Source organism: Pseudomonas sp. BIGb0558, assembly GCF_024807515.1.
Taxonomy (GTDB): domain Bacteria; phylum Pseudomonadota; class Gammaproteobacteria; order Pseudomonadales; family Pseudomonadaceae; genus Aquipseudomonas; species Aquipseudomonas yamanorum_A.
On record NZ_JANUEW010000067.1, the window covers coordinates 1 to 18,899 of the forward strand.

The window sequence follows — 18,899 nt, forward strand, 5'->3', positions numbered from 1 at the left end:
GGTTTCGCTCTTACAGCGACTCACTTTGGAAAAGCCGGAATGCCGGCCCAGCCCAAAGTAAGCAAAGGGCTCTGCCCCGCCTGTCGGCACCTCGCCTAGGCTCGGTGTGCCCTCTCTCCGGGATTGCTCCGCGGGCCGCCGCGACGGGGCGTCCCTGCCCCGTCGCGGGTAAACCGGCGTCCTGCCGGTTTACCCGCTCCTCAATCCCTGAGTTCGGCCTCGGGCTGAATGGGGCAGTCAGATCAAAATCAAGATCAACAGCACGGCGGCCTGAAAGCCGACCTGAGTGTTAAAAGCAAAGGCAAAAGCCGCTTTTCTGTAGGAGCTGGCTTGCCGGCGATGCAGGCAACTCGGTCTTCCAGATACACCGAGGCGATGCCATCGCAGGCAAGCCAGCTCCCACAGTTGACCGTGCCCGCTCTGGCTTTAGATTTTGATTTTGCCTTTGCTTCACCACACTCAAGCCGGCCTGTAGGCCGCTGTGCTTTTGATCTGCTTTTGATCTTGATCTTAGGCGCCCCGTTAAACCACGTTGGCCGAACGCAGGTATTACGGAGCGGGTAAACCGGCAGGACGCCGGTTTAGCCGCGACGGGGCAGGGACGCTCCGTCGCGGCGGCCCGCTTCGTGCTACCGGAGCTGAGGGCACACCGAGCCCAAGCGAGGTGCCGAGTGGTGGGGCAAGAGCGTTTTGCTTACTTTTGCGCTGTTCAAAAGTGAGCCGCTGTAAGAGCGGAACCCATAGCAGCCGTTACCCAAAAAACGGATATACACGCAAATCACCTTCCACGAGGAAGCACAAAGGGGACCCGAGGGTCCCCTTTAATTTGTCGTTGCGTGCTCTTTTTTTATTATTGAGGGGCGGTCTGTTGTTGTTTTTGGCAACCGTGGCCCTTTACCGCTGTTTTTGGCGACCCCCATCCGGGGTCAAGAGCAAACGTATTTTTTTGAGCGCTGATCTGCTTCTTCGCACGCGATCCAACCAGTGGGTAGCTACCTTGAGGTAGTTTTTTGTTCTTCTCTATCCGGTTGCGGGTTTCGGCTAGCCGTACCCTGCGAAGCACATCTTCTCCAAAAAAATCTGTTAGCTGCGTCTCTGCCGTGTTGTTTTTGTTATGTCAGAGTCGTTACGTCTTATTTTTATTAGGTTTGGTGCTTTTTATTCTTGTTATGCAATAGAGATAGCAGAAGCCGTGCCAACTTTATAAAGTCATTTAAAATCAATGATTTGCTTTTTTAGTAGGAAATTTCTTTCAGGAAATGCGACAAAATATGTTCCCGTGTTACCCGATGTGTAGCCGCGAGGTAACACATCGTCACAAGCGGGCTACTCAACCGGCGTTACGCGCCTTGGCCACGCGTGAACCGGTGGGTCGGCCCAGTACCGTACAGATCTGCTGGCCCGCCAGAATCAGCTTGTCCATGTCGATACCGGTCTCGATGCCAAGGCCATTGAGCAGGTACAGCACGTCTTCGGTGGCGACGTTACCGCTGGCGCCCTTGGCGTAGGGGCAGCCGCCAAGGCCGGCAATAGAGCTGTCGAACACCTGGATGCCTTCCAAGAGGCTGGCGTAGATATTCGCGATGGCCTGGCCATAGGTGTCATGGAAGTGCCCGGCCAGCTTGTCCCGAGGCACTTCGGCGCCGACTACCTCGAACATCCGCCGCGTGGCGCCCGCAGTACCGGTGCCGATGGTGTCGCCCAGGGAGACTTCATAGCAGCCCATGGCAAATAGCTCCCGGGCCACGGCTGCCACTTGCTCCGCAGCGACCTGGCCTTCATAGGGGCAACCCAGCACACACGACACATAACCCCGCACGCTCACCCCATGCTGCCTGGCCGCGTCCATGATCGGCACGAAGCGCTCCAGGCTTTCGCTGATGGAGCAGTTGATATTGCGCTGTGAAAACGCCTCGGAGGCAGCCGCAAACACCGCGACTTCCTTCACGCCTGCAGCCAGGGCATCTTCAAACCCCCGCAGGTTCGGCGCCAACGCGCCATAGGTCACACCCGGCTTGCGCTGGATCTGCGCAAACACCTCGGCAGAACCGGCCATTTGCGGCACCCATTTGGGCGACACAAAGCTGCCGACTTCGATGTAGCCCAGGCCGGCGGCGCTCAGGGCGTCCACCAGGTGCACCTTGTCGGCGACGCTGATGGGTTGTGCTTCATTCTGCAGGCCGTCGCGCGGACCGACTTCCACCAGGCGCACGTGAGAGGGGAGGGACATGGCAGCTACCTTTTATAAATGGCCAACCTGGCTCTGAAGGGTCTGTTCCAGCGCCTGGGTGCAGCGCTCTTCGGCGGTGTCGAGTTCCAGTTTCATCTGTTCGATGTCCAGCAACTGTTGCTCCAGCTGCTCGCGGCGTTCGGCGATTTTCGCCAGCATGCTGTGCAGCTGTTTCTGGTTGCCGCTGGTGGGGTCGTAGAGTTCGATCAGCTCGCGGCACTCGGCCAGGGAGAAACCGATGCGCTTGCCCCGCAGGATCAGCTTCAGGCTGACCTTGTCCCGGGGCGAATAAATGCGCTCCTGGCCCCGGCGTTCCGGGGACAGCAGGCCTTGTTCTTCATAGAAACGAATGGCGCGGGTGGTGATGTCGAGCTCGCGGGCGAGATCGGAGATGCTGTAGGTCGTGCTCATGGGGGCGCTCAAGGAGTGTCTTGAGGGCTAAGCTAATGGGTGGTTGACGTTAACGTCAAGCACATTGCCCACTGTAGGAGCGAGCTTGCTCGCGAAAAACGCTAACGTTAACGCAGGCTGTCTGGTTCAACGCGGCGTTCTCAGGTTTTTCGCGAGCAAGCTCGCTCCTACAGTTTGTCCAGCTTCTTCTCATGGGCCGTCACTTGCTGGCACAACTCGATCATCTGCTCGCGCATCCAGCGGTTGGCCGGGTCCTGGTCGGTGCTTTCGTGCCAGTACAGATGGGTTTCCACCATCGGCACATCGTTCACCGGCAGGTTGAACCAGTGCAGTTCATGACGCCTTGCAAAGCGCTCCGGCACGGTCATCACCATGTCGGTCTGCTGCAGCACTTGCGAGGCCATCAAATAATGTTGGGAACGCAGGGCGATCTTGCGTTGCAGGCCCATCTTGCCCAGCGCCAGGTCGACATGGCCCAGGCCGTTGCGCCGGCTGGAGATATGAATGTGGGTCAGGGACAGGTAATCATCCAGGGTCAGCTTTTCCTTGCCCGCCATCGGGTGGCCCTTGCGCATGGCACACACATAGCGGTCTTCCATCAGCTTGACGTGGCGCACTTGCGGGTCGGTGTTGAGCGGCGCATCAACGGCAAAGTCCAGGCGACCGGCCGCCAGCTCCTTGGTGGTTTCCCGGCGCTTGGACAGAAAACTCTCGATCACCACCGTCGGCGCCAGGCGGCGCAGGCGCTGGAACAGCGGCGGCAGGATTACTGCTTCGGTGAGGTCGGTCATGCTGATGCGGTAGGTCTTGGCGGCCTGTTGCGGGTTGAAAATCCGGCTTTCCTGCACCGATACCCGCAGCAGCGACAGCGCATTGCGCACCGGGCCGATGATGTTCTGGGCCATGGGCGTGGGCACCATGCCTTGGGCGGTACGCACGAACAGCGGGTCGTTGAAGGTTTCCCGCAGGCGGGCCAGAGCGTTCGACACCGCCGGCTGGGTAATTCCGACAATCTGCCCGGCGCGGGTCAGGTTGGCTTCGGTGTAGATCGCGTCAAAGACGATGAAAAGGTTAAGGTCGACCTTGCTCAGATTCATTTCGCTGCGCTCTTATTGTTAGGTGTCCATACGCCGATCATATATCGGTGATGAATGTTAATACACGCCGAGAATAGGCTAGGTAAATTATCAACGCTGTTCTAGCATCGATTCATGACCTCAACAACCTCCATTGAGAAGGTGCTGCCCATGGATTTCGCCTATTCGCCCAAGGTTCAGGAACTGCGTGAACGTGTCACCGCGTTCATGGACGCTTACGTTTACCCGGCCGAGCCGGTGTTTGAGCGCCAAGTCAGCGAAGGAGACCGCTGGCAGCCCACCGCAATCATGGAAGAGTTGAAGCTCAAGGCCAAAGCCGAAGGCCTGTGGAACCTGTTCCTGCCGGAATCCGAACTGGGCGCCGGTTTGACCAACCTCGAATACGCGCCACTCGCCGAAATCATGGGCCGCTCCTTGCTGGGGCCGGAGCCGTTCAACTGCTCGGCACCCGACACCGGCAACATGGAAGTGCTGGTGCGCTACGCCAATGAGGAACAGAAACAACGCTGGCTCGAACCGCTGCTGCGGGGCGAGATCCGCTCGGCGTTTGCCATGACCGAGCCGGACGTGGCTTCCTCCGACGCCACCAACATGGCCGCCCGTGCGGTACGCGATGGCGACGAATGGGTGATCAATGGCAAAAAATGGTGGACCTCCGGCGCCTGCGACCCGCGCTGCAAGATCCTGATCTTCATGGGCCTGAGCAACCCGGATGCGCCGCGCCACCAGCAGCACTCGATGATCCTGGTACCGGTGGATGCGCCCGGCGTGAAGATCCTGCGCCCGCTGCCGGTGTTCGGCTATGACGACGCCCCTCATGGCCACGCCGAAGTGCTGTTTGAAAACGTCCGCGTGCCGTACGAAAACGTCCTGCTGGGCGAAGGCCGGGGCTTTGAAATCGCCCAGGGGCGCCTTGGCCCGGGCCGTATCCACCACTGCATGCGCTCCATCGGCATGGCCGAGCGTGCGCTGGAATTGATGTGCAAACGTTCCGTCAGCCGTACCGCCTTCGGCAAACCGCTGGCACGCCTGGGGGGCAATATCGACAAGATCGCCGACTCGCGGATGGAAATCGACATGGCGCGCCTGCTGACCTTGAAAGCCGCCTACATGATGGACACCGTGGGCAACAAGGTCGCGAAAAGCGAAATCGCCCAGATCAAGGTGGTGGCGCCGAACGTGGCGTTGAAGGTGATCGACCGCGCGATCCAGATCCACGGTGGTGCCGGTGTTTCCAATGATTTCCCGCTGGCCTACATGTACGCCATGCAGCGCACCCTGCGCCTGGCCGACGGCCCGGACGAAGTGCACCGGGCGGCGATCGGCAAGTTCGAGATCGGCAAGTATGTGCCGCGGGAGATGATGCGCAGCGGGCAGTAAGACCGAGGTGTCTTCATCGCAGGCAAGCCAGCTCCCACAGGTGAATGCAGTCAACTGTGGGAGCCGGGCTTGCCCGCGATGAGGCCAGTCCGGGAAATAAAGACTTTAAGTCCTCAATACACCCAAACCTCCACCCGCCGGTTCTTGATCCTTCCCTCATCCGCCGTATTCGCTGCCACCGGCATCTCGGCGCCAAACCCGCGGATATCCCTCAGCACCACGCCGCTTTTAACCAGCTCCCGCCGCACCGCCATCGCCCGCAGCTTCGACAATAGCGCCGCCCGCTGCGCATCATTCTTGGCATCCCCAAACCCCACCAGCGTTACCTGCTTGTCCAGCTTGCCGTGGCTCTTTATATAAGCCACCACCCGCATCAGGTCCTGACGCGCCTTATTGTCGAGGCTGGCGCTGCCTTCCTCAAACCGGAAGTTCACGGTCAGCCGCTGCGCCTGTCGGGCAATCGCCTGGTAATCCGCCGGCATCGGCGCGCGGGGCTCCACCGCCATGGCCTGCACCTGCTGCGCGATAAAGCCGTTGGCGGCCACGATCGCCTGGCCCTTGCTGCTTTGGGCAAAGTCCACCAACGCCTTGGCCCACGGGTTCTGCCCGGCGGGTGGCAGATAGAAGAACAACCGGCGCGACAGCGGGTAATCCTCAGTGGCGATCAGGCTGTTTAACGCCAGCATGGGCTGCGAGTCGCCATCGACTATGGCGACCGCCTTGGCCAGGCGCACATAGGGCAAGCCGATAAAGCCGATGCCCTGAGGATCGTGGCTGACCGCATCCGACAATTGCTCGCTGGACTCGAACCGCTTGGCGCTGCCATCCAGCGACTTGCCGCGCCGGCTGAGCACCAGCTCCTTGAACGTATCGTAGGTGCCCGACTGATCATCCCGCGCATACAAGTGAATCTTGCCGCCGATACCGCCGATCTGTTCCCAGGTGGCGACCTCACCGCTGAAAATCTGCGCCAGTTGCTCAGTGTTCAGGGTATTGAGCGGGTTGCGCGGGTTGAGGATGATCGCCAGGCCATCAACGGCGATGACTTGCTCGGCGTCGGGGCTTTTCAGGTCGCCGAGGGATTCGAGGTCCACCAGCTCGCTGTCTTTTATCGGCCGGGAGGACGCGGCGAGGTCGGCACTGGCTTTTTTCAGCGCGGCAAACCCGGTGCTGGAGCCATGGGCGGCCACGTCTATCGTCACGCTTTGGCCCTGGCGGGTCTTGCCGACGATGTGCTGTTCATTGTCTCGGTCAGACGGCTCGCTGTGCACGCCTTGCAAACCCTGTTGCTCCATCAGTCCCTTGACCAGCGCTGGGCCCAGTGCCGCGCCAATGGTGTTGGAACCCTGGATGCGCAAGGCCGGGCCGTTTTCGGGAAAGGGCAATGGGGCGGAGGACGCGGCGAGGGGGAATGCGCTGAGCAGGGCCAGCAGGGATAGAACGCGCAGCATCATGCCGGCACCTTCTCGAGCCAAAGGGAGTGCCGCGAGATTAAGTCAGGCAGGTTGCATAAATATGACGAGGGCCGGTTTGCCGGCCCTCTATGCTAAATCAGCTCAATTCCAGCCAGATCGGCGCATGATCGGAGGGTTTTTCCATGCCGCGCAGATCGTAGTCTACGCCGGCATCCTTCACCCGAGGCAGCAAGCCTTGAGAGGCCATGATCACGTCGATCCGCAGCCCGCGCTTGGGCTCGTCTTCAAAACCACGGCTGCGGTAATCGAACCAGCTGAAGCGGTCTGCCACGTCCGGGTTAAGGTGACGGAAGCTGTCCACCAGGCCCCAGTTCTTCAAGCGCGCCATCCACTCGCGCTCTTCCGGCAGGAAGCTGCACTTGCCGGTTTTCAGCCAGCGCTTGGCGTTGTCGGCACCGATGCCGATGTCGCAGTCTTGCGGGGAAATATTCACATCGCCCATCACCACCACGGCCTGGTCATTGCTGAACTGCGATTCCAGCAAGGTCTGCAGGTCTTCGTAGAAGCGTTGCTTGGCGGGGAACTTGGTGGGGTGGTCGCGGCTTTCGCCCTGTGGGAAATAGCCGTTCATGATGGTAATCGGGTTGCCGTTGGCATCGGCGAAGGTGCCCCAGATAAACCGGCGCTGGGCGTCTTCTTCGTCGCTGGCAAAGCCTTTATGCAGTGCCAGCGGTTCCTGGCGCGAGAGCAGGGCAACACCGTAGTGGCCTTTCTGCCCGTGGTAATACACGTGATAACCCAGGGCCTTGATCTCATCCAGCGGGAACTGGTCGTCGTGGACCTTGGTTTCCTGCAGGCCGATCACGTCCGGCTGGTGTTTCTCGATCAGTGCCGCCAGCTGATGAGGGCGGGCGCGCAGCCCGTTGATATTGAAAGACACGATTTTCATGGTCGGCAGTCCAGTCTGGCAAAAGGGCGATGCTAGCCGACAAGTCGGACGGGGGCCAGCCTTGTAGCAGCTGCCGAGGCACGAGGCTGCGTTGGGCTGCGAAGCGGCCCTCGATGGCTACACTGAACGAACCAGTGCCGCAGACGTTCGTAATAACAAGAGCGCAACCTTTTTGAGTCAGCGCCCAGGGGAGATTCACTGTTATGCCTGACACCTCGACTGCCATCGCCCAGATCCACATGCTCGACAGCGGCTATTCCCGCGAAGCCCGCTCCCTGTTGTACCAGGCCTATCGCCATGAGCCGACGTTCGCCTACATCTTCGAAGCCGAACGTCCCGGCTACGAACAGCGGGTGCGCGCCACCGTGCGTGAACTGGTCAAGCAACACTTCTTCCAGAACCTTCCGGCCATTGGCCTGCTGGTCAACGACCGGCTGATCGGCATCGCCCTGATCGCGCCACCCACGCGGCGCCTGGGCATTACCGAAAGCTGGGCCTGGCAATTGCGCATGTGGCTGAGTACTGGCGTGCGCGGCACCCGGCGCTATCTGGAATACCATCAGGCGGTGCTGGCGTGCCTGCCTTCGGACTCGGTGCATGTACTGCCGCTGCTGGGGATTCACCCGCAATTCCAGGGCAAGCACTACGGTGAACAGTTGCTGGGAGCGGTACATAACTGGTGCGCCGAAGACCCGCATTCCTCCGGCGTGGTGTTGGACACTGGGAATTCTCGCTACCTGGAGTTCTATAAACGTCAGGGCTATGAAGAGATCGGCGAGGTGGCTGTAGGACCCGTCCTGGAACACGTGTTCTTTCACGCAAATCCGCAGGTGTTACAGGCTGCGACGATTTAAGACAGAATTGTTCAGACAAATCAGGGTTCTAAGACGCTCCCAAGCTCGTGTAGCATCCCGGCCTATGAAGTTTCCAGGAAGATTTACCAGCGGCTTGATCCTGCTGTTCACGAGCTGCGGCGCCTTGGCGCAAAGCGAATTGGATGTGCGCATCAAACCTTCAAACGACGCGTTGAAAGCCAACATCGAAGGCTACATCGGCGGGGTCGGCGATCGTGACGAAGAAGCCTTGCAACGGTTCAGCCGTGGCGCCGAGGAGCAGGCCCGCAAGGCCGCCCAGGCGCTGGGCTTCTATCAGCCGCAGATTGCCAGCGATGTGAAGGGCGGCAAGAACCCGCGCCTGATCCTCACCATCGACCCCGGCGAACCGGTGCATTTGCGCAACGTGACCATTCGGGTCGATGGCCAGGCCGCCGACCTCAAAGGCTTTCGCGTGCCCAGCAGCGACCAACTCAAACCCGGCGCCGTGCTCAACCACGGCAACTACGAAGACGCCAAGCGCGTTATCCAGAACCAGGCGTCACGCTACGGCTTTTTCAGCGGGCGCTTTACCAGTCAGAAACTCTCGGTGGACCCCAAGGCGGGCGTGGCCGATATCGAACTCATTTATGACAGCGGCCCGCGCTACACCCTGGGCAAGGTCAGCTTTGCCGGCGACACGCCGTTTGATGAAGACCTGCTGCAACGCATGGTGCCGTTCAAGAGCGGCGCGCCCTACGACTCCGAGCTGATCGCCGAACTCAACCAGAACCTGCAAGGCAGCGGCTTTTTTGAGGGCGTGCGCGTGGACGCCGCCCCGGCCGCGTCCACCAACGACGTAATCCCGGTAGCCGTGCAACTGGAAACCCGCAAGCCCCGTACCATGGGCCTGGGCCTGGGTTATTCGACCGACGTCGGCCCCCGAGGCAAGGCCAACTGGACGCGCCACTGGGTCAACCCCCAGGGCCACAGTTATGGCTGGGAAGCCGAGCTGTCGGCACCCCGGCAGAACGTCGGGCTGTGGTACGACATTCCCCTGGACCCGCCACTGACCGACAAACTGCGTTTCGCCGGCGGCTACCAGAATGAAGAAATCGCCAACACCGACACCCTGAGTAAATTGCTCACCCTCGGCCCCGAGTGGCACAGCAAATTGCCCAGCGGCTGGACCCGGGTGATTTCGCTCAAGTATCAGCGCGAAGAATATCGCCTGGGCAATGACTCCGGTCTCAGTAACCTTGTGATGCCGGGGGTCAGCTACTCCTACCTGCGCAGTGATAACCGCATCGACCCGCACAATGGCTATCGCCTGCTGTTCGACGCCAAGGTCGCCAAGGAAGGACTGGGTTCCGACACCAACCTGCTTTACGGCACGGCGACCATCAAGGGCTTGACCACCCTGTGGGACAACCACCGCTTCCTGGCCCGGGCGCAGTTTGGCGGCAGCGCCACCAACGGCTACAAATCCGTACCGCCGTCGTTGCGGTTTTTTGCCGGTGGCGACCAGAGCGTGCGCGGTTACGAATACCAGACCCTGTCCCCGGAAAACGACCGTGGCGACCGCATCGGTGGCCGCTACATGGTGGCCCTGAGCGCCGAGTATCAATATTCCATCGCCGAAAAATGGCGGATCGCGACCTTTATCGACCAAGGCAACTCGTTCAACACCCTGGAAATGCCGAGCCTGAAAACCGGTGTGGGTGTGGGCGTGCGCTGGGTGTCGCCGGTCGGTCCGATCCGCCTCGACCTGGCCCATGCCCTCGAAGATCCGGGCGGCATTCGTTTGCACTTTTCCATGGGGCCTGAGCTGTGATGCGTGGTTTGAAAATAGCGGGGCTGGCCGTGCTGGCGGTCCTCGCGGTGATAGTGCTGGCGCTGTGGACGGTGCTGGGTACCCAAGTCGGCAGCCGTTGGGTGCTGGGCCAGGTGCCGGGTTTGGCCGTGGAGAATTTCCAGGGTCGCCTGGGCGGCCAGTGGAGTGCCGACCATCTGTTATGGCAACAAGACGGCAGCCGCGTGGAGCTGCAGGCACCGAAGTTCGACTGGTCGCCCGCGTGCCTGATGCGCATGACGTTGTGCATCAACCGGCTGGATGTGGAGCAGGTGAGCCTGCAATTTGCGCCCAGTACCGAAGAAAGCAGCGGCCCGATTACCCTGCCGGACCTGAAATTGCCGCTCGCTATCCAGTTGGGCGACATCCGCGTTGGCAGCCTGCTGTTCAACGGCAGCGAAGAACTCCAGGGCCTGCAACTGGCGGCGCACTGGACGGCCGCCGGTATGCAGATCGACTCGGTGCACCTGCAACGGGACGGCCTGGTACTCGACCTGTCCGGCCAACTGCAACCAACCGGCAATTGGCCGCTGACCGCCGCCGGTAACCTGAGCCTGCCGTACGCCCCGGGCGGCGCGCCGTGGACGCTGGCGCTCAAGGTCGATGGCGATCTGCTCAAGACCCTCAAACTCGACGCCGACAGCAGCGGCTACCTGCCGGCCAAACTCAGCGGCGAGTTGCAACCGCTGGTGGAAAACCTTCCGGCGCAGTTGCACATCACCGCCGATGGCTTCAAACCCAGTGCCGATCTGCCCGATACCCTGCAACTCAATCAACTGGACCTGACGGCCAAGGGCGACCTGAGCAACGGTTACCAACTGCTGGGCAAAGCCGTACTGCCGGCGGAAAAAGGCCCGGTGGATTTGCTGCTGCAAGGCAAGGTCGACGCCAAGGGCGCGCAGATCGCCGGGCTGGATTTGAATGCCGGCGATAAACAAAGCCTCAAGGTCAGTGCCAATCTGGACTGGCAGCAAGGCTTCAGCGCCGACGCGAAAATCGACTGGCTGGATTTCCCCTGGCATCGCCTGTACCCGGTGATCGACGAACCCCAAGTAGCCTTGCGTACCTTCAATGGCGAAATTTCCTACAAGGACGGCAACTACCTGGGCAACTTCAAGGCCGACCTCGACGGCCCGGCGGGCAAGTTCAGCCTGGCCAGCCCGTTCAGCGGCGACCTCAAGCAAGTGTTCCTCCCCGAGCTGAAACTCGCCGCCGGCCAAGGCAAGGCCGAAGGCCACCTGAACCTGCAATTTGCCGACGGCATCGCCTGGGATACCGCGCTGGACCTGTCGGCGATCAACCCGGCGTATTGGGTCGCGGAATTGCCCGGCACCCTCGCGGGCCCGTTGCGCAGCAAGGGTGAGATGAAGAACGAGCAGCTCAAGCTCAACGCCGACCTCGACCTCAAGGGCCGCCTGCGGGGCCAGCCCGCCGTACTCCAGGCCAAGGCCGAAGGCGCAGGCGAGCAGTGGACCCTCGGCGCCCTCGACATTCGCCTCGGCGACAACCGCATCTATGGCAGCGGCAGCCTGCAACAGCGCCTCGCCGGGCAGATCGACATCAAGCTGACGCGCCTCGCCCAGCTCTGGCCGCAGCTGCGCGGGCAGATGAATGGTCGCCTCGACGTCGCCGGCACCCTGAAAGCGCCGCAAGGCAAGCTCAACCTGGTTGGCCAGCAACTGGCGTTTGAGGATAACCGCCTGCAAAACCTGACCCTGGACGCGAACCTGGATAATGCCCAACGCGCCAAAATCGACCTGAAGGGCAGCGGCATCCAGGCCGGTGAAACCCAGGTCGGCACCTTCACCGCCAGTGCCCAGGGCGATATCAAAAACCAAAAGGTCCAGCTCGACCTGGCCGGCCCGCTGCTCAAGCTGGCCCTGGCCCTGGATGGCAACCTCGACAAAGGCAACTGGCGCGGGCGCCTGGCCAGCGGTGATGTGCAAGCGGGTGGCCAGGACTGGAAGCTGCAAGCCCCGGCGAAAATCGAGCGCATGGCCGATGGCAAGCTGACCTTTGCTGCCCATTGCTGGGTGTCCGGCGCGGCGAGCCTGTGCGGCGAAGACCAGCGCCTGATGCCCGAGCCCAAGCTGCGTTACCACCTCAAGCAGTTCCCCATCGACAGCCTGGCGGCCTTTTTGCCGAAAGACTTCGCCTGGCAGGGCAAGCTCAATGCCGACGTGCAACTCGACCTGCCGGCCAGCGGCCCCAAAGGCGTGGTCTCGGTGGACGCCAGCGGCGGCACCCTGCGGGTCAAGGACAAGGACCAGTGGCTGGATTTCCCCTACGACACCTTGAAGCTGGAAACCACCCTCAACCCCAAACGCATCGACACCCAGCTGAACTTCCGCGGCGGCAAGCTGGGCGAATTGCTGTTGCAGGCGCAGATCAATCCGCTGCCGAAGAACAAACCGATCACCGGCACCTTCACCCTGACCGGCCTCGACCTCGCCGTGGCGCGGCCGTTTGTACCGATGGTCGAGAAGCTCAACGGCAAGCTCAACGGCAACGGGCGCATCGGCGGCGGCCTGCTGGCGCCTCAGGTCAACGGCAGCATCAACCTGGTGGGCGGCGAAATCTCCGGTCCGCAACTGCCCACCAGCTTCGAAGGCCTGAATATCCAGGCGCTGATTGCCGGCGAAAGCGTGCAGCTCAATGGTGGCTGGCGCAGCGGCAAGGCCGGGCAGGGCTCTATCAAGGGCCAGATCGACTGGGGCCAGGCACTGGCGGTGGACATTGCACTGCAAGGCACGCAACTGCCGGTCACCGTGGAGCCCTACGCGGCCCTGGAAGTGGCGCCCGACCTGAAAATCAGCATGAAAAACGACAAGCTGGCGATTTCCGGCAAGGTGCAGATCCCCACGGGCGAGATCACCGTGCGCGAACTGCCGCCATCGACGGTCAAGGTCTCGGATGACACGGTGATCGTCGGCAGCCAGACCGAAGAGGGCAAGCCGCCGATGGCCATGGCGATGGACATCGATGTGGAGGTGGGCAAGGACAAGCTGAGCTTCGCCGGCTTCGGCCTCACCGCCAACCTGCAAGGCCACGTACACATCGGCGACAACATGGACACCCGTGGCGAACTCTGGCTCAACGACGGCCGCTACCGCGCCTACGGCCAGCGCCTGACCGTGCGCCGTGCGCGGTTGCTGTTCGCCGGGCCGATCGACCAGCCGTACCTCGACATCGAAGCCATCCGCCAGACCGACGACGTAACCGCCGGTATCCGCCTGAGCGGCAGCGCCGAGCAGCCCACCACGCAGATCTTCTCGGAACCGGCCATGAGCCAGGAGCAGGCGCTGTCCTACCTGGTACTGGGCCGCCCCCTCAGCACCACCGGTGAAGACAACAACATGCTGGCCCAGGCGGCGCTGGGCCTTGGGTTGATGGGCAGCGCCGGGGTGACGTCGGACATTGCCAAGAACCTGGGCATCCAGGACTTTGAGCTGGACACCCAGGGCAGCGGCAACAACACCGCCGTGGTGGCCAGCGGCAAGATCTCGGAGAAGCTCAGCCTGCGTTATGGCGTGGGGGTGTTCGAGCCGGCCAACACCATTGCCTTGCGGTATTTGCTGAGCAAGAAGGTGTACCTGGAAGTGGCCAGCGGTGTGGCCAGCTCTCTGGATATTTTCTACAAGCGGGATTTCTAAGGGCGCCTCTCCTTGTAGGAGCGAGCTTGAACGCGAAAAACGTCAACGATAACGCGTGCGCCCTGGATGCACGCGTTGCCCTTCAGTTCTTCGCGAGCAAGCTCGCTCCTACACGAGAGCGCCACTTATCCGCTAATTAGCAAGCAACCTAACTATTTGTTTGACATTCGCTGCCTAGGCAGTAACATCGTGACACACATTCACTGCTTAGGCAGTTAATAGGCTGATCACGATGAAGCACTTCACCCCCGAAAACTTCCACAACTGCCACCTCGGCCTGCTGCTGGGTCGGGCTGCGCTGCTTAAAGACAAGATCATCGACACCCATATGGAGCCCCACGGCATCACGGCCGCGCAGTTCAAGGTGTTGATCATCATGGCCCAGTACGGCGTCGACACCCCGGCCGAGCTGTGCCGCAACCTGTCCCTGGACAGCGGCTCCATGACCCGCATGCTCGACCGCCTGGAGCAAAAGGACCTGCTGGCGCGCAAGCGTTCCGAGCAGGACCGGCGCCAGGTGCAGTTGGTACTGACCCCGGAAGGCCAGCGCGTAGCCGACATGCTGCCGGAGATCGGCGCCCAGGCCCTGAACCAATTGGCGGGCGCGCTGGAGCCGGGTGAATTGCAAACCCTGGAAAAAATCTTGAAGAAAATTCTGATAGCTGCGGGTGACCCCATCACCATTCAGCGGGTAGGTGGTGCATGAACAATCGCTCCTTGCGTGCCGGCCTCAGCCTTGTGCTGGTGGCCATGACTATGGCCGGTTGTGCCAATTTCAGCGGCTTGAACACAGAAGGCAAACGCCTCGAAGCCAACACCTTGCAAACCGGCAAATCCCTCAGCGGCGTCACCCTGTCCACCGCTGCCTGGCCGGCCGCCGACTGGTGGAAAGGCCTCGGCGACCCACAGCTCGACGGCCTGATCCAGGAAGCCCTGCAAAACAGTCCCGACATGCAAGTGGCCAGCGCCCGTGCCCACCAGGCCGAAGCCGCGGCCTATGCCGCCGACGCCGAGCGCATGCCGACCCTGGATGCCAGCGCCGGTGTGAGCCGTTCGCGCCTGGCCAAGGACCAGGACCCGTTGGGCCAGGGCGATGCCTACGCCACCGTGCGTAACATCGGTGCCAGCTTCAACTACAACTTCGACCTGTGGGGTGGCCAGCGTGCCGCCTGGGAAGCGGCACTGGGCCAGGCTCGCGCCGCCGAAGTCGACCAACAGGCCGCGCGCCTGACCCTGGCGGCCAACGTCGCCAAGGCCTACAGCGACCTGGGCCAGGCCCATATCGTGCGTGACCTGGCCAATGATGACCTCAAGCGCACCCGGCAAATGCTCGACCTGGGCCAGCGTCGCCTGAACTCCGGGATCGACAGCCAGTACCAGTACCAGCAAACCGAAAGCCTGGAAGCCAGCTCCCAGTCGCAACTGATCGATGCCGAAAAACAACTGCAGAGCGCCAAGATCGCCCTCGCGGTGTTGCTCGGCAAAGGCCCCGACCGTGGCAGCGAACTGGTACGCCCCAACGTGCTCAAGCCGAGCGCTGTTGCTGTGCCGTCGGTGTTGCCTGCCGAACTGGTGGGCCGTCGTCCGGACCTGATCGCCGCACGCTGGCGTGTGGAGGCGGCGAGCAAGAACGTCGCGGCTAGCAAGACCCGCTTCTACCCCAACCTCAACCTGAGCGCGAGCGCCGGGGCCGAGTCGTTGCTGGGGGATGCGATGTTTGGTTCGGCCAGCCGTTTCTTCAGCATTGCGCCGACCATCTCGCTGCCGATCTTCGACGGCGGCCGTCTGCGCGCCGACCTCGATGCCCGCGACGCCGACTACGACCTGGCCGTGGCCCAGTACAACAAAACCCTGGTGCAAGCCTTGGGCGATATCGGCAACACCCTCGTGCAGTTGCGCGAGACCGGCCGGCAGATCCAGGCCCAGCAGCATGCTGCGGACATTGCCCAGCAGTCCTACGACACCGGGGTGCAGCGTTACAGCTCAGGCATCGGGAATTACCTGGACGTGCTCAGCATCGAGCAGCAATTACTCCAGGCCCAACGTCAGTTGGCCACCCTGAATGCCGAACAAATTGATCTTTCGATTCAACTGATGCAGGCCCTGGGCGGCGGTTTCCACGCCGATAACGTGGCCTCGACCACCCCAGCCACGCGCACTGAATAATTCAAGGTACTTGTCATGGCCACTGCCGAAACCAGCAACAACGCTCCTGAAACAAACAAGGCTGAACAACCCAACACCAGCAACCCGCGCAAACGCAAAGTCATGCTGTTTGTCCTGGCGCTGATCGTCATCCTCGGCGCTGTGGGCGTGTGGGGCTGGTATGAGTTGTATGGCCGCTTCAGCGAAAGCACCGACGACGCCTACGTCAACGGCAACGTGGTGGAAATCACCCCGCTGGTGACCGGCACTGTGGTGAGCATCGGTGCCGATGATGGCGACCTGGTGCATGAAGGCCAGGTGCTGATCAACTTTGACCCCAACGACGCAGCCGTCGGCCTGCAAAGTGCCCAGGCCAACCTGGCCCGCACCGTGCGCCAGGTGCGTGGCTTGTACAGCAACGTCGATGGCATGAAAGCCCAGGTGCTGGCGCAACAAGCCAACGTGCAAAAGGCCCAGGACAACTACAACCGGCGTAAGAACCTCGCTGCCGGCGGGGCGATTTCCCAGGAAGAGCTGTCCCACGCCCGCGACGACCTGACCTCGGCGCAGAACGCCTTGGCCAACGTGCAACAACAGTTCAAGACCACCAGCGCCCTGGTGGATGACACGGTAATTTCGTCCCACCCGGACGTGCAGGCCGCCGCCGCGCAGTTGCGCCAGGCTTACCTCACCAACGCCCGCAGCACCTTGATCGCACCGGTCACCGGCTATGTGGCCAAGCGTACCGTGCAACTGGGCCAGCGGGTTCAGCCGGGCACCGCGCTGATGGCGGTGATTCCGCTGGATCAACTGTGGATCGACGCCAACTTCAAGGAAACCCAGCTGCGCAATATGCGCATCGGCCAGCCGGTGGATATCGAATCTGATATCTACGGCAGCGACGTGAAATTCAGCGGCACCGTCGACAGCCTCGGCGCAGGCACCGGCAGCGCGTTTGCCTTGCTGCCGGCGCAGAACGCCACCGGTAACTGGATCAAGATCGTGCAACGGGTGCCGGTGCGCATTCATGTGAACGCCGAAGAGTTGGCCAAGCATCCGCTGCGGGTGGGCTTGTCCACCGTGGTCAACGTCGACCTGCACGACCAGAGCGGCCCGGTACTGGCCCAGCAGGCGCCGCAAAAGGCCTCGTTCACCACCAATGTGTACGACCGCCAACTGGCCGAAGCCGACGCCATGATCACCCAACTGATCCATGACAACAGCGTCGCCGCTCCCAAGGCTGCCCAGCGCTGATTCGCCAATCCATCAGCTACGGCCCCGGCGGCCGTAGCGCCCATCATGTTGCACAGGATTCGCGATGAGTAACGCTAACGCCTCCTTCACGCCGCCCAGCTTGCTGATGGCCACCATCGGCTTGTCCCTGGCGACCTTCATGCAGGTGCTCGATACCACCATCGCCAACGTGGCGTTGCCGACGATTTCCGGCAACCTCGGCGTGAGTTCGGAGCAGGGCACCTGGGTTATCACTTCGTTTGCGGTGAGCAACGCGATTGCGCTGCCGCTGACTGGCTGGCTGAGCCGTCGCTTCGGCGAGGTGAAGCTGTTTCTGTGGGCTACCATCCTGTTTGTGCTGGCCTCGTTTCTCTGCGGCATCTCCACCTCGATGCCCGAGCTGATCGGCTTTCGGGTGCTGCAAGGCCTGGTGGCCGGCCCGTTGTACCCGATGACCCAGACGCTGCTGATCGCGGTCTATCCCCCCGCCAGGCGCGGCATGGCCCTGGCGTTGCTGGCGATGGTCACGGTGGTGGCGCCGATTGCCGGGCCGATCCTCGGCGGCTGGATTACCGACAGTTATAGCTGGCCGTGGATCTTCTTTATCAACGTACCCATCGGCATCTTTGCGGTGATGGTGGTGCGTTCCCAACTGAAGAAACGCCCGGTGGTTACCAGCTACCAGCCGATGGATTACGTCGGCCTGCTGAGCCTGATTGTCGGCGTCGGTGCCTTGCAGATCATCCTCGACAAGGGCAACGACCTGGACTGGTTCGAGTCGAACTTCATCATCATCGGCGCGGTGATCTCGGCCATCGCCCTGGCGGTGTTCGTGATCTGGGAAATGACCGACGAGCACCCGGTGGTCAACCTGCGGCTGTTCGCCTACCGCAACTTCCGGATCGGCACGATTGTGTTGGTACTGGGTTATGCGGGCTTCTTCGGGATCAACCTGATCCTGCCGCAATGGCTGCAAACCCAGATGGGCTACACCGCCACCTGGGCGGGCCTGGCGGTGGCGCCGATCGGGATCCTGCCGGTATTGATGTCGCCGTTTGTGGGTAAGTACGCGCACAAGTTCGACCTGCGCCTGCTGGCGGGGCTGGCGTTCCTCGCGATTGGCCTGAGTTGCTTCATGCGGGCCGGATTTACCAATGAAGTGGACTTCACGCACATCGCCCTGGTGCAGCTGTTCATGGGCATCGGCGTGGCGTTGTTCTTCATGCCGACCTTGAGCATCCTGATGTCCGACCTGCCGCCGGCGCAAATTGCCGACGGTGCGGGCCTGGCCACCTTCCTGCGAACCCTGGGCGGCAGCTTTGCGGCATCGCTGACCACCTGGATCTGGATTCGCCGGGCGGACCAGCACCATGCCTACATGAGCGAGAACATGACCACCTACGACTCGGCCACCCGGGACGCCTTGCAAGCGCTCGGTGGGGCAGGGCACAAGGCCTATGCGCAACTGGACCAGATCCTCACCAGCCAGGCGTACATGATGTCCACCGTGGACTACTTCACGTTGCTGGGGTGGATGTTCATGGCCTTGATCGTGATTGTGTGGCTGGCGAAACCGCCGTTTGCGGCGAAGGCGGGGCCGGAGGCTTCAGGCCACTAAGCCCCCATCCTCCCGTAGCAGCTGTCGAGGCCGGGGGGGGGGGGGGGGGGGGGGTTTCATGGTTAAACACGGGGGACAGGCCCGCCACCGACACACGCAGCTAA

Annotated in this window: 13 protein-coding genes; 8 read left to right on the forward strand and 5 right to left on the reverse strand. The window is 61.8% G+C overall.

The window, feature by feature from the left end; translation table 11 throughout:
* Positions 1–1,330 precede the first annotated feature (1,330 nt).
* The 3 genes from M2400_RS32570 to M2400_RS32580 form a co-directional block, all read right to left on the reverse strand.
* Positions 1,331–2,230 carry a hydroxymethylglutaryl-CoA lyase gene (locus M2400_RS32570; RefSeq protein ID WP_177112650.1) on the reverse strand — a complete coding sequence of 300 codons (900 nt, stop codon included), beginning with the start codon at positions 2,228–2,230 and terminating at the stop codon, positions 1,331–1,333.
* A gap of 12 nt (positions 2,231–2,242) precedes the next feature.
* Entirely contained in the window at positions 2,243–2,641 is a 399-nt protein-coding gene (locus M2400_RS32575) for a MerR family DNA-binding transcriptional regulator (protein ID WP_177048531.1), read from the reverse strand.
* Positions 2,642–2,808: 167 nt separating this feature from the next.
* Positions 2,809–3,738: a LysR family transcriptional regulator gene (locus tag M2400_RS32580; RefSeq protein ID WP_177048533.1), complete on the reverse strand. Its 930-nt coding sequence runs from the start codon at positions 3,736–3,738 to the stop codon at positions 2,809–2,811.
* Between the two features lie 150 nt (positions 3,739–3,888).
* Here M2400_RS32580 and M2400_RS32585 point away from each other — a divergent pair, with 150 nt between their 5' ends.
* On the forward strand, positions 3,889–5,118 hold the full coding sequence (locus tag M2400_RS32585) for an acyl-CoA dehydrogenase (RefSeq protein ID WP_177048535.1): 1,230 nt from the start codon (positions 3,889–3,891) through the stop codon (positions 5,116–5,118).
* Between the two features lie 113 nt (positions 5,119–5,231).
* On the opposite strand, the gene M2400_RS32590 is transcribed toward M2400_RS32585, so the two are convergent.
* Together M2400_RS32590 and xthA are read right to left on the reverse strand one after the other, a co-directional pair.
* Positions 5,232–6,572, reverse strand: a complete 1,341-nt coding sequence (locus tag M2400_RS32590; RefSeq protein WP_259199061.1) for a phosphate ABC transporter substrate-binding/OmpA family protein — start codon at positions 6,570–6,572, stop codon at positions 5,232–5,234.
* A 97-nt stretch (positions 6,573–6,669) separates the two neighbouring features.
* Positions 6,670–7,482, reverse strand: a complete 813-nt coding sequence (gene xthA, locus M2400_RS32595; protein ID WP_177048539.1) for an exodeoxyribonuclease III — start codon at positions 7,480–7,482, stop codon at positions 6,670–6,672.
* A gap of 203 nt (positions 7,483–7,685) precedes the next feature.
* Here xthA and M2400_RS32600 point away from each other — a divergent pair, with 203 nt between their 5' ends.
* The 7 genes from M2400_RS32600 to M2400_RS32630 all read left to right on the forward strand — a co-directional run bounded on the left by M2400_RS32600 (position 7,686) and on the right by M2400_RS32630 (position 18,795).
* Complete coding sequence (locus M2400_RS32600) at positions 7,686–8,336, forward strand: N-acetyltransferase (protein ID WP_259199062.1); 651 nt, start codon at positions 7,686–7,688, stop codon at positions 8,334–8,336.
* A 64-nt stretch (positions 8,337–8,400) separates the two neighbouring features.
* Entirely contained in the window at positions 8,401–10,128 is a 1,728-nt protein-coding gene (locus M2400_RS32605; protein WP_259199063.1) for an autotransporter assembly complex family protein, read from the forward strand.
* On the forward strand, positions 10,128–13,799 hold the full coding sequence (locus tag M2400_RS32610) for a translocation/assembly module TamB domain-containing protein (RefSeq protein WP_259199064.1): 3,672 nt from the start codon (positions 10,128–10,130) through the stop codon (positions 13,797–13,799). Before M2400_RS32605 ends, M2400_RS32610 begins: the two co-directional genes overlap by 1 nt.
* Before the next feature lie 232 nt (positions 13,800–14,031).
* The gene (locus M2400_RS32615; RefSeq protein ID WP_177048564.1) at positions 14,032–14,505 is read left to right on the forward strand and encodes a MarR family winged helix-turn-helix transcriptional regulator; all 474 of its coding nucleotides are present in this window, start codon (positions 14,032–14,034) and stop codon (positions 14,503–14,505) included.
* Positions 14,502–15,965: an efflux transporter outer membrane subunit gene (locus M2400_RS32620; RefSeq protein ID WP_177079684.1), complete on the forward strand. Its 1,464-nt coding sequence runs from the start codon at positions 14,502–14,504 to the stop codon at positions 15,963–15,965. Before M2400_RS32615 ends, M2400_RS32620 begins: the two co-directional genes overlap by 4 nt.
* A 15-nt stretch (positions 15,966–15,980) precedes the next feature.
* Entirely contained in the window at positions 15,981–17,198 is a 1,218-nt protein-coding gene (locus M2400_RS32625) for an efflux RND transporter periplasmic adaptor subunit (RefSeq protein ID WP_177079683.1), read from the forward strand.
* Positions 17,199–17,262: 64 nt separating this feature from the next.
* Positions 17,263–18,795 carry a DHA2 family efflux MFS transporter permease subunit gene (locus M2400_RS32630; RefSeq protein WP_010166975.1) on the forward strand — a complete coding sequence of 511 codons (1,533 nt, stop codon included), beginning with the start codon at positions 17,263–17,265 and terminating at the stop codon, positions 18,793–18,795.
* Positions 18,796–18,899: the final 104 nt, after the last annotated feature.

Excerpts from the sequence above, each read along its gene's own strand:
- M2400_RS32570 (WP_177112650.1), bottom strand. The coding sequence starts at position 2,230 with ATGTCCCTCCCCTCTCACGTGCGCCTGGTGGAAGTCGGTCCGCGCGAC.
- M2400_RS32575 (WP_177048531.1), bottom strand. The coding sequence starts at position 2,641 with ATGAGCACGACCTACAGCATCTCCGATCTCGCCCGCGAGCTCGACATC.
- M2400_RS32580 (WP_177048533.1), bottom strand. The coding sequence starts at position 3,738 with ATGAATCTGAGCAAGGTCGACCTTAACCTTTTCATCGTCTTTGACGCG.
- M2400_RS32585 (WP_177048535.1), top strand. The coding sequence starts at position 3,889 with ATGGATTTCGCCTATTCGCCCAAGGTTCAGGAACTGCGTGAACGTGTC.
- M2400_RS32590 (WP_259199061.1), bottom strand. The coding sequence starts at position 6,572 with ATGATGCTGCGCGTTCTATCCCTGCTGGCCCTGCTCAGCGCATTCCCC.
- xthA (WP_177048539.1), bottom strand. The coding sequence starts at position 7,482 with ATGAAAATCGTGTCTTTCAATATCAACGGGCTGCGCGCCCGCCCTCAT.
- M2400_RS32600 (WP_259199062.1), top strand. The coding sequence starts at position 7,686 with ATGCCTGACACCTCGACTGCCATCGCCCAGATCCACATGCTCGACAGC.
- M2400_RS32605 (WP_259199063.1), top strand. The coding sequence starts at position 8,401 with ATGAAGTTTCCAGGAAGATTTACCAGCGGCTTGATCCTGCTGTTCACG.
- M2400_RS32610 (WP_259199064.1), top strand. The coding sequence starts at position 10,128 with ATGCGTGGTTTGAAAATAGCGGGGCTGGCCGTGCTGGCGGTCCTCGCG.
- M2400_RS32615 (WP_177048564.1), top strand. The coding sequence starts at position 14,032 with ATGAAGCACTTCACCCCCGAAAACTTCCACAACTGCCACCTCGGCCTG.
- M2400_RS32620 (WP_177079684.1), top strand. The coding sequence starts at position 14,502 with ATGAACAATCGCTCCTTGCGTGCCGGCCTCAGCCTTGTGCTGGTGGCC.
- M2400_RS32625 (WP_177079683.1), top strand. The coding sequence starts at position 15,981 with ATGGCCACTGCCGAAACCAGCAACAACGCTCCTGAAACAAACAAGGCT.
- M2400_RS32630 (WP_010166975.1), top strand. The coding sequence starts at position 17,263 with ATGAGTAACGCTAACGCCTCCTTCACGCCGCCCAGCTTGCTGATGGCC.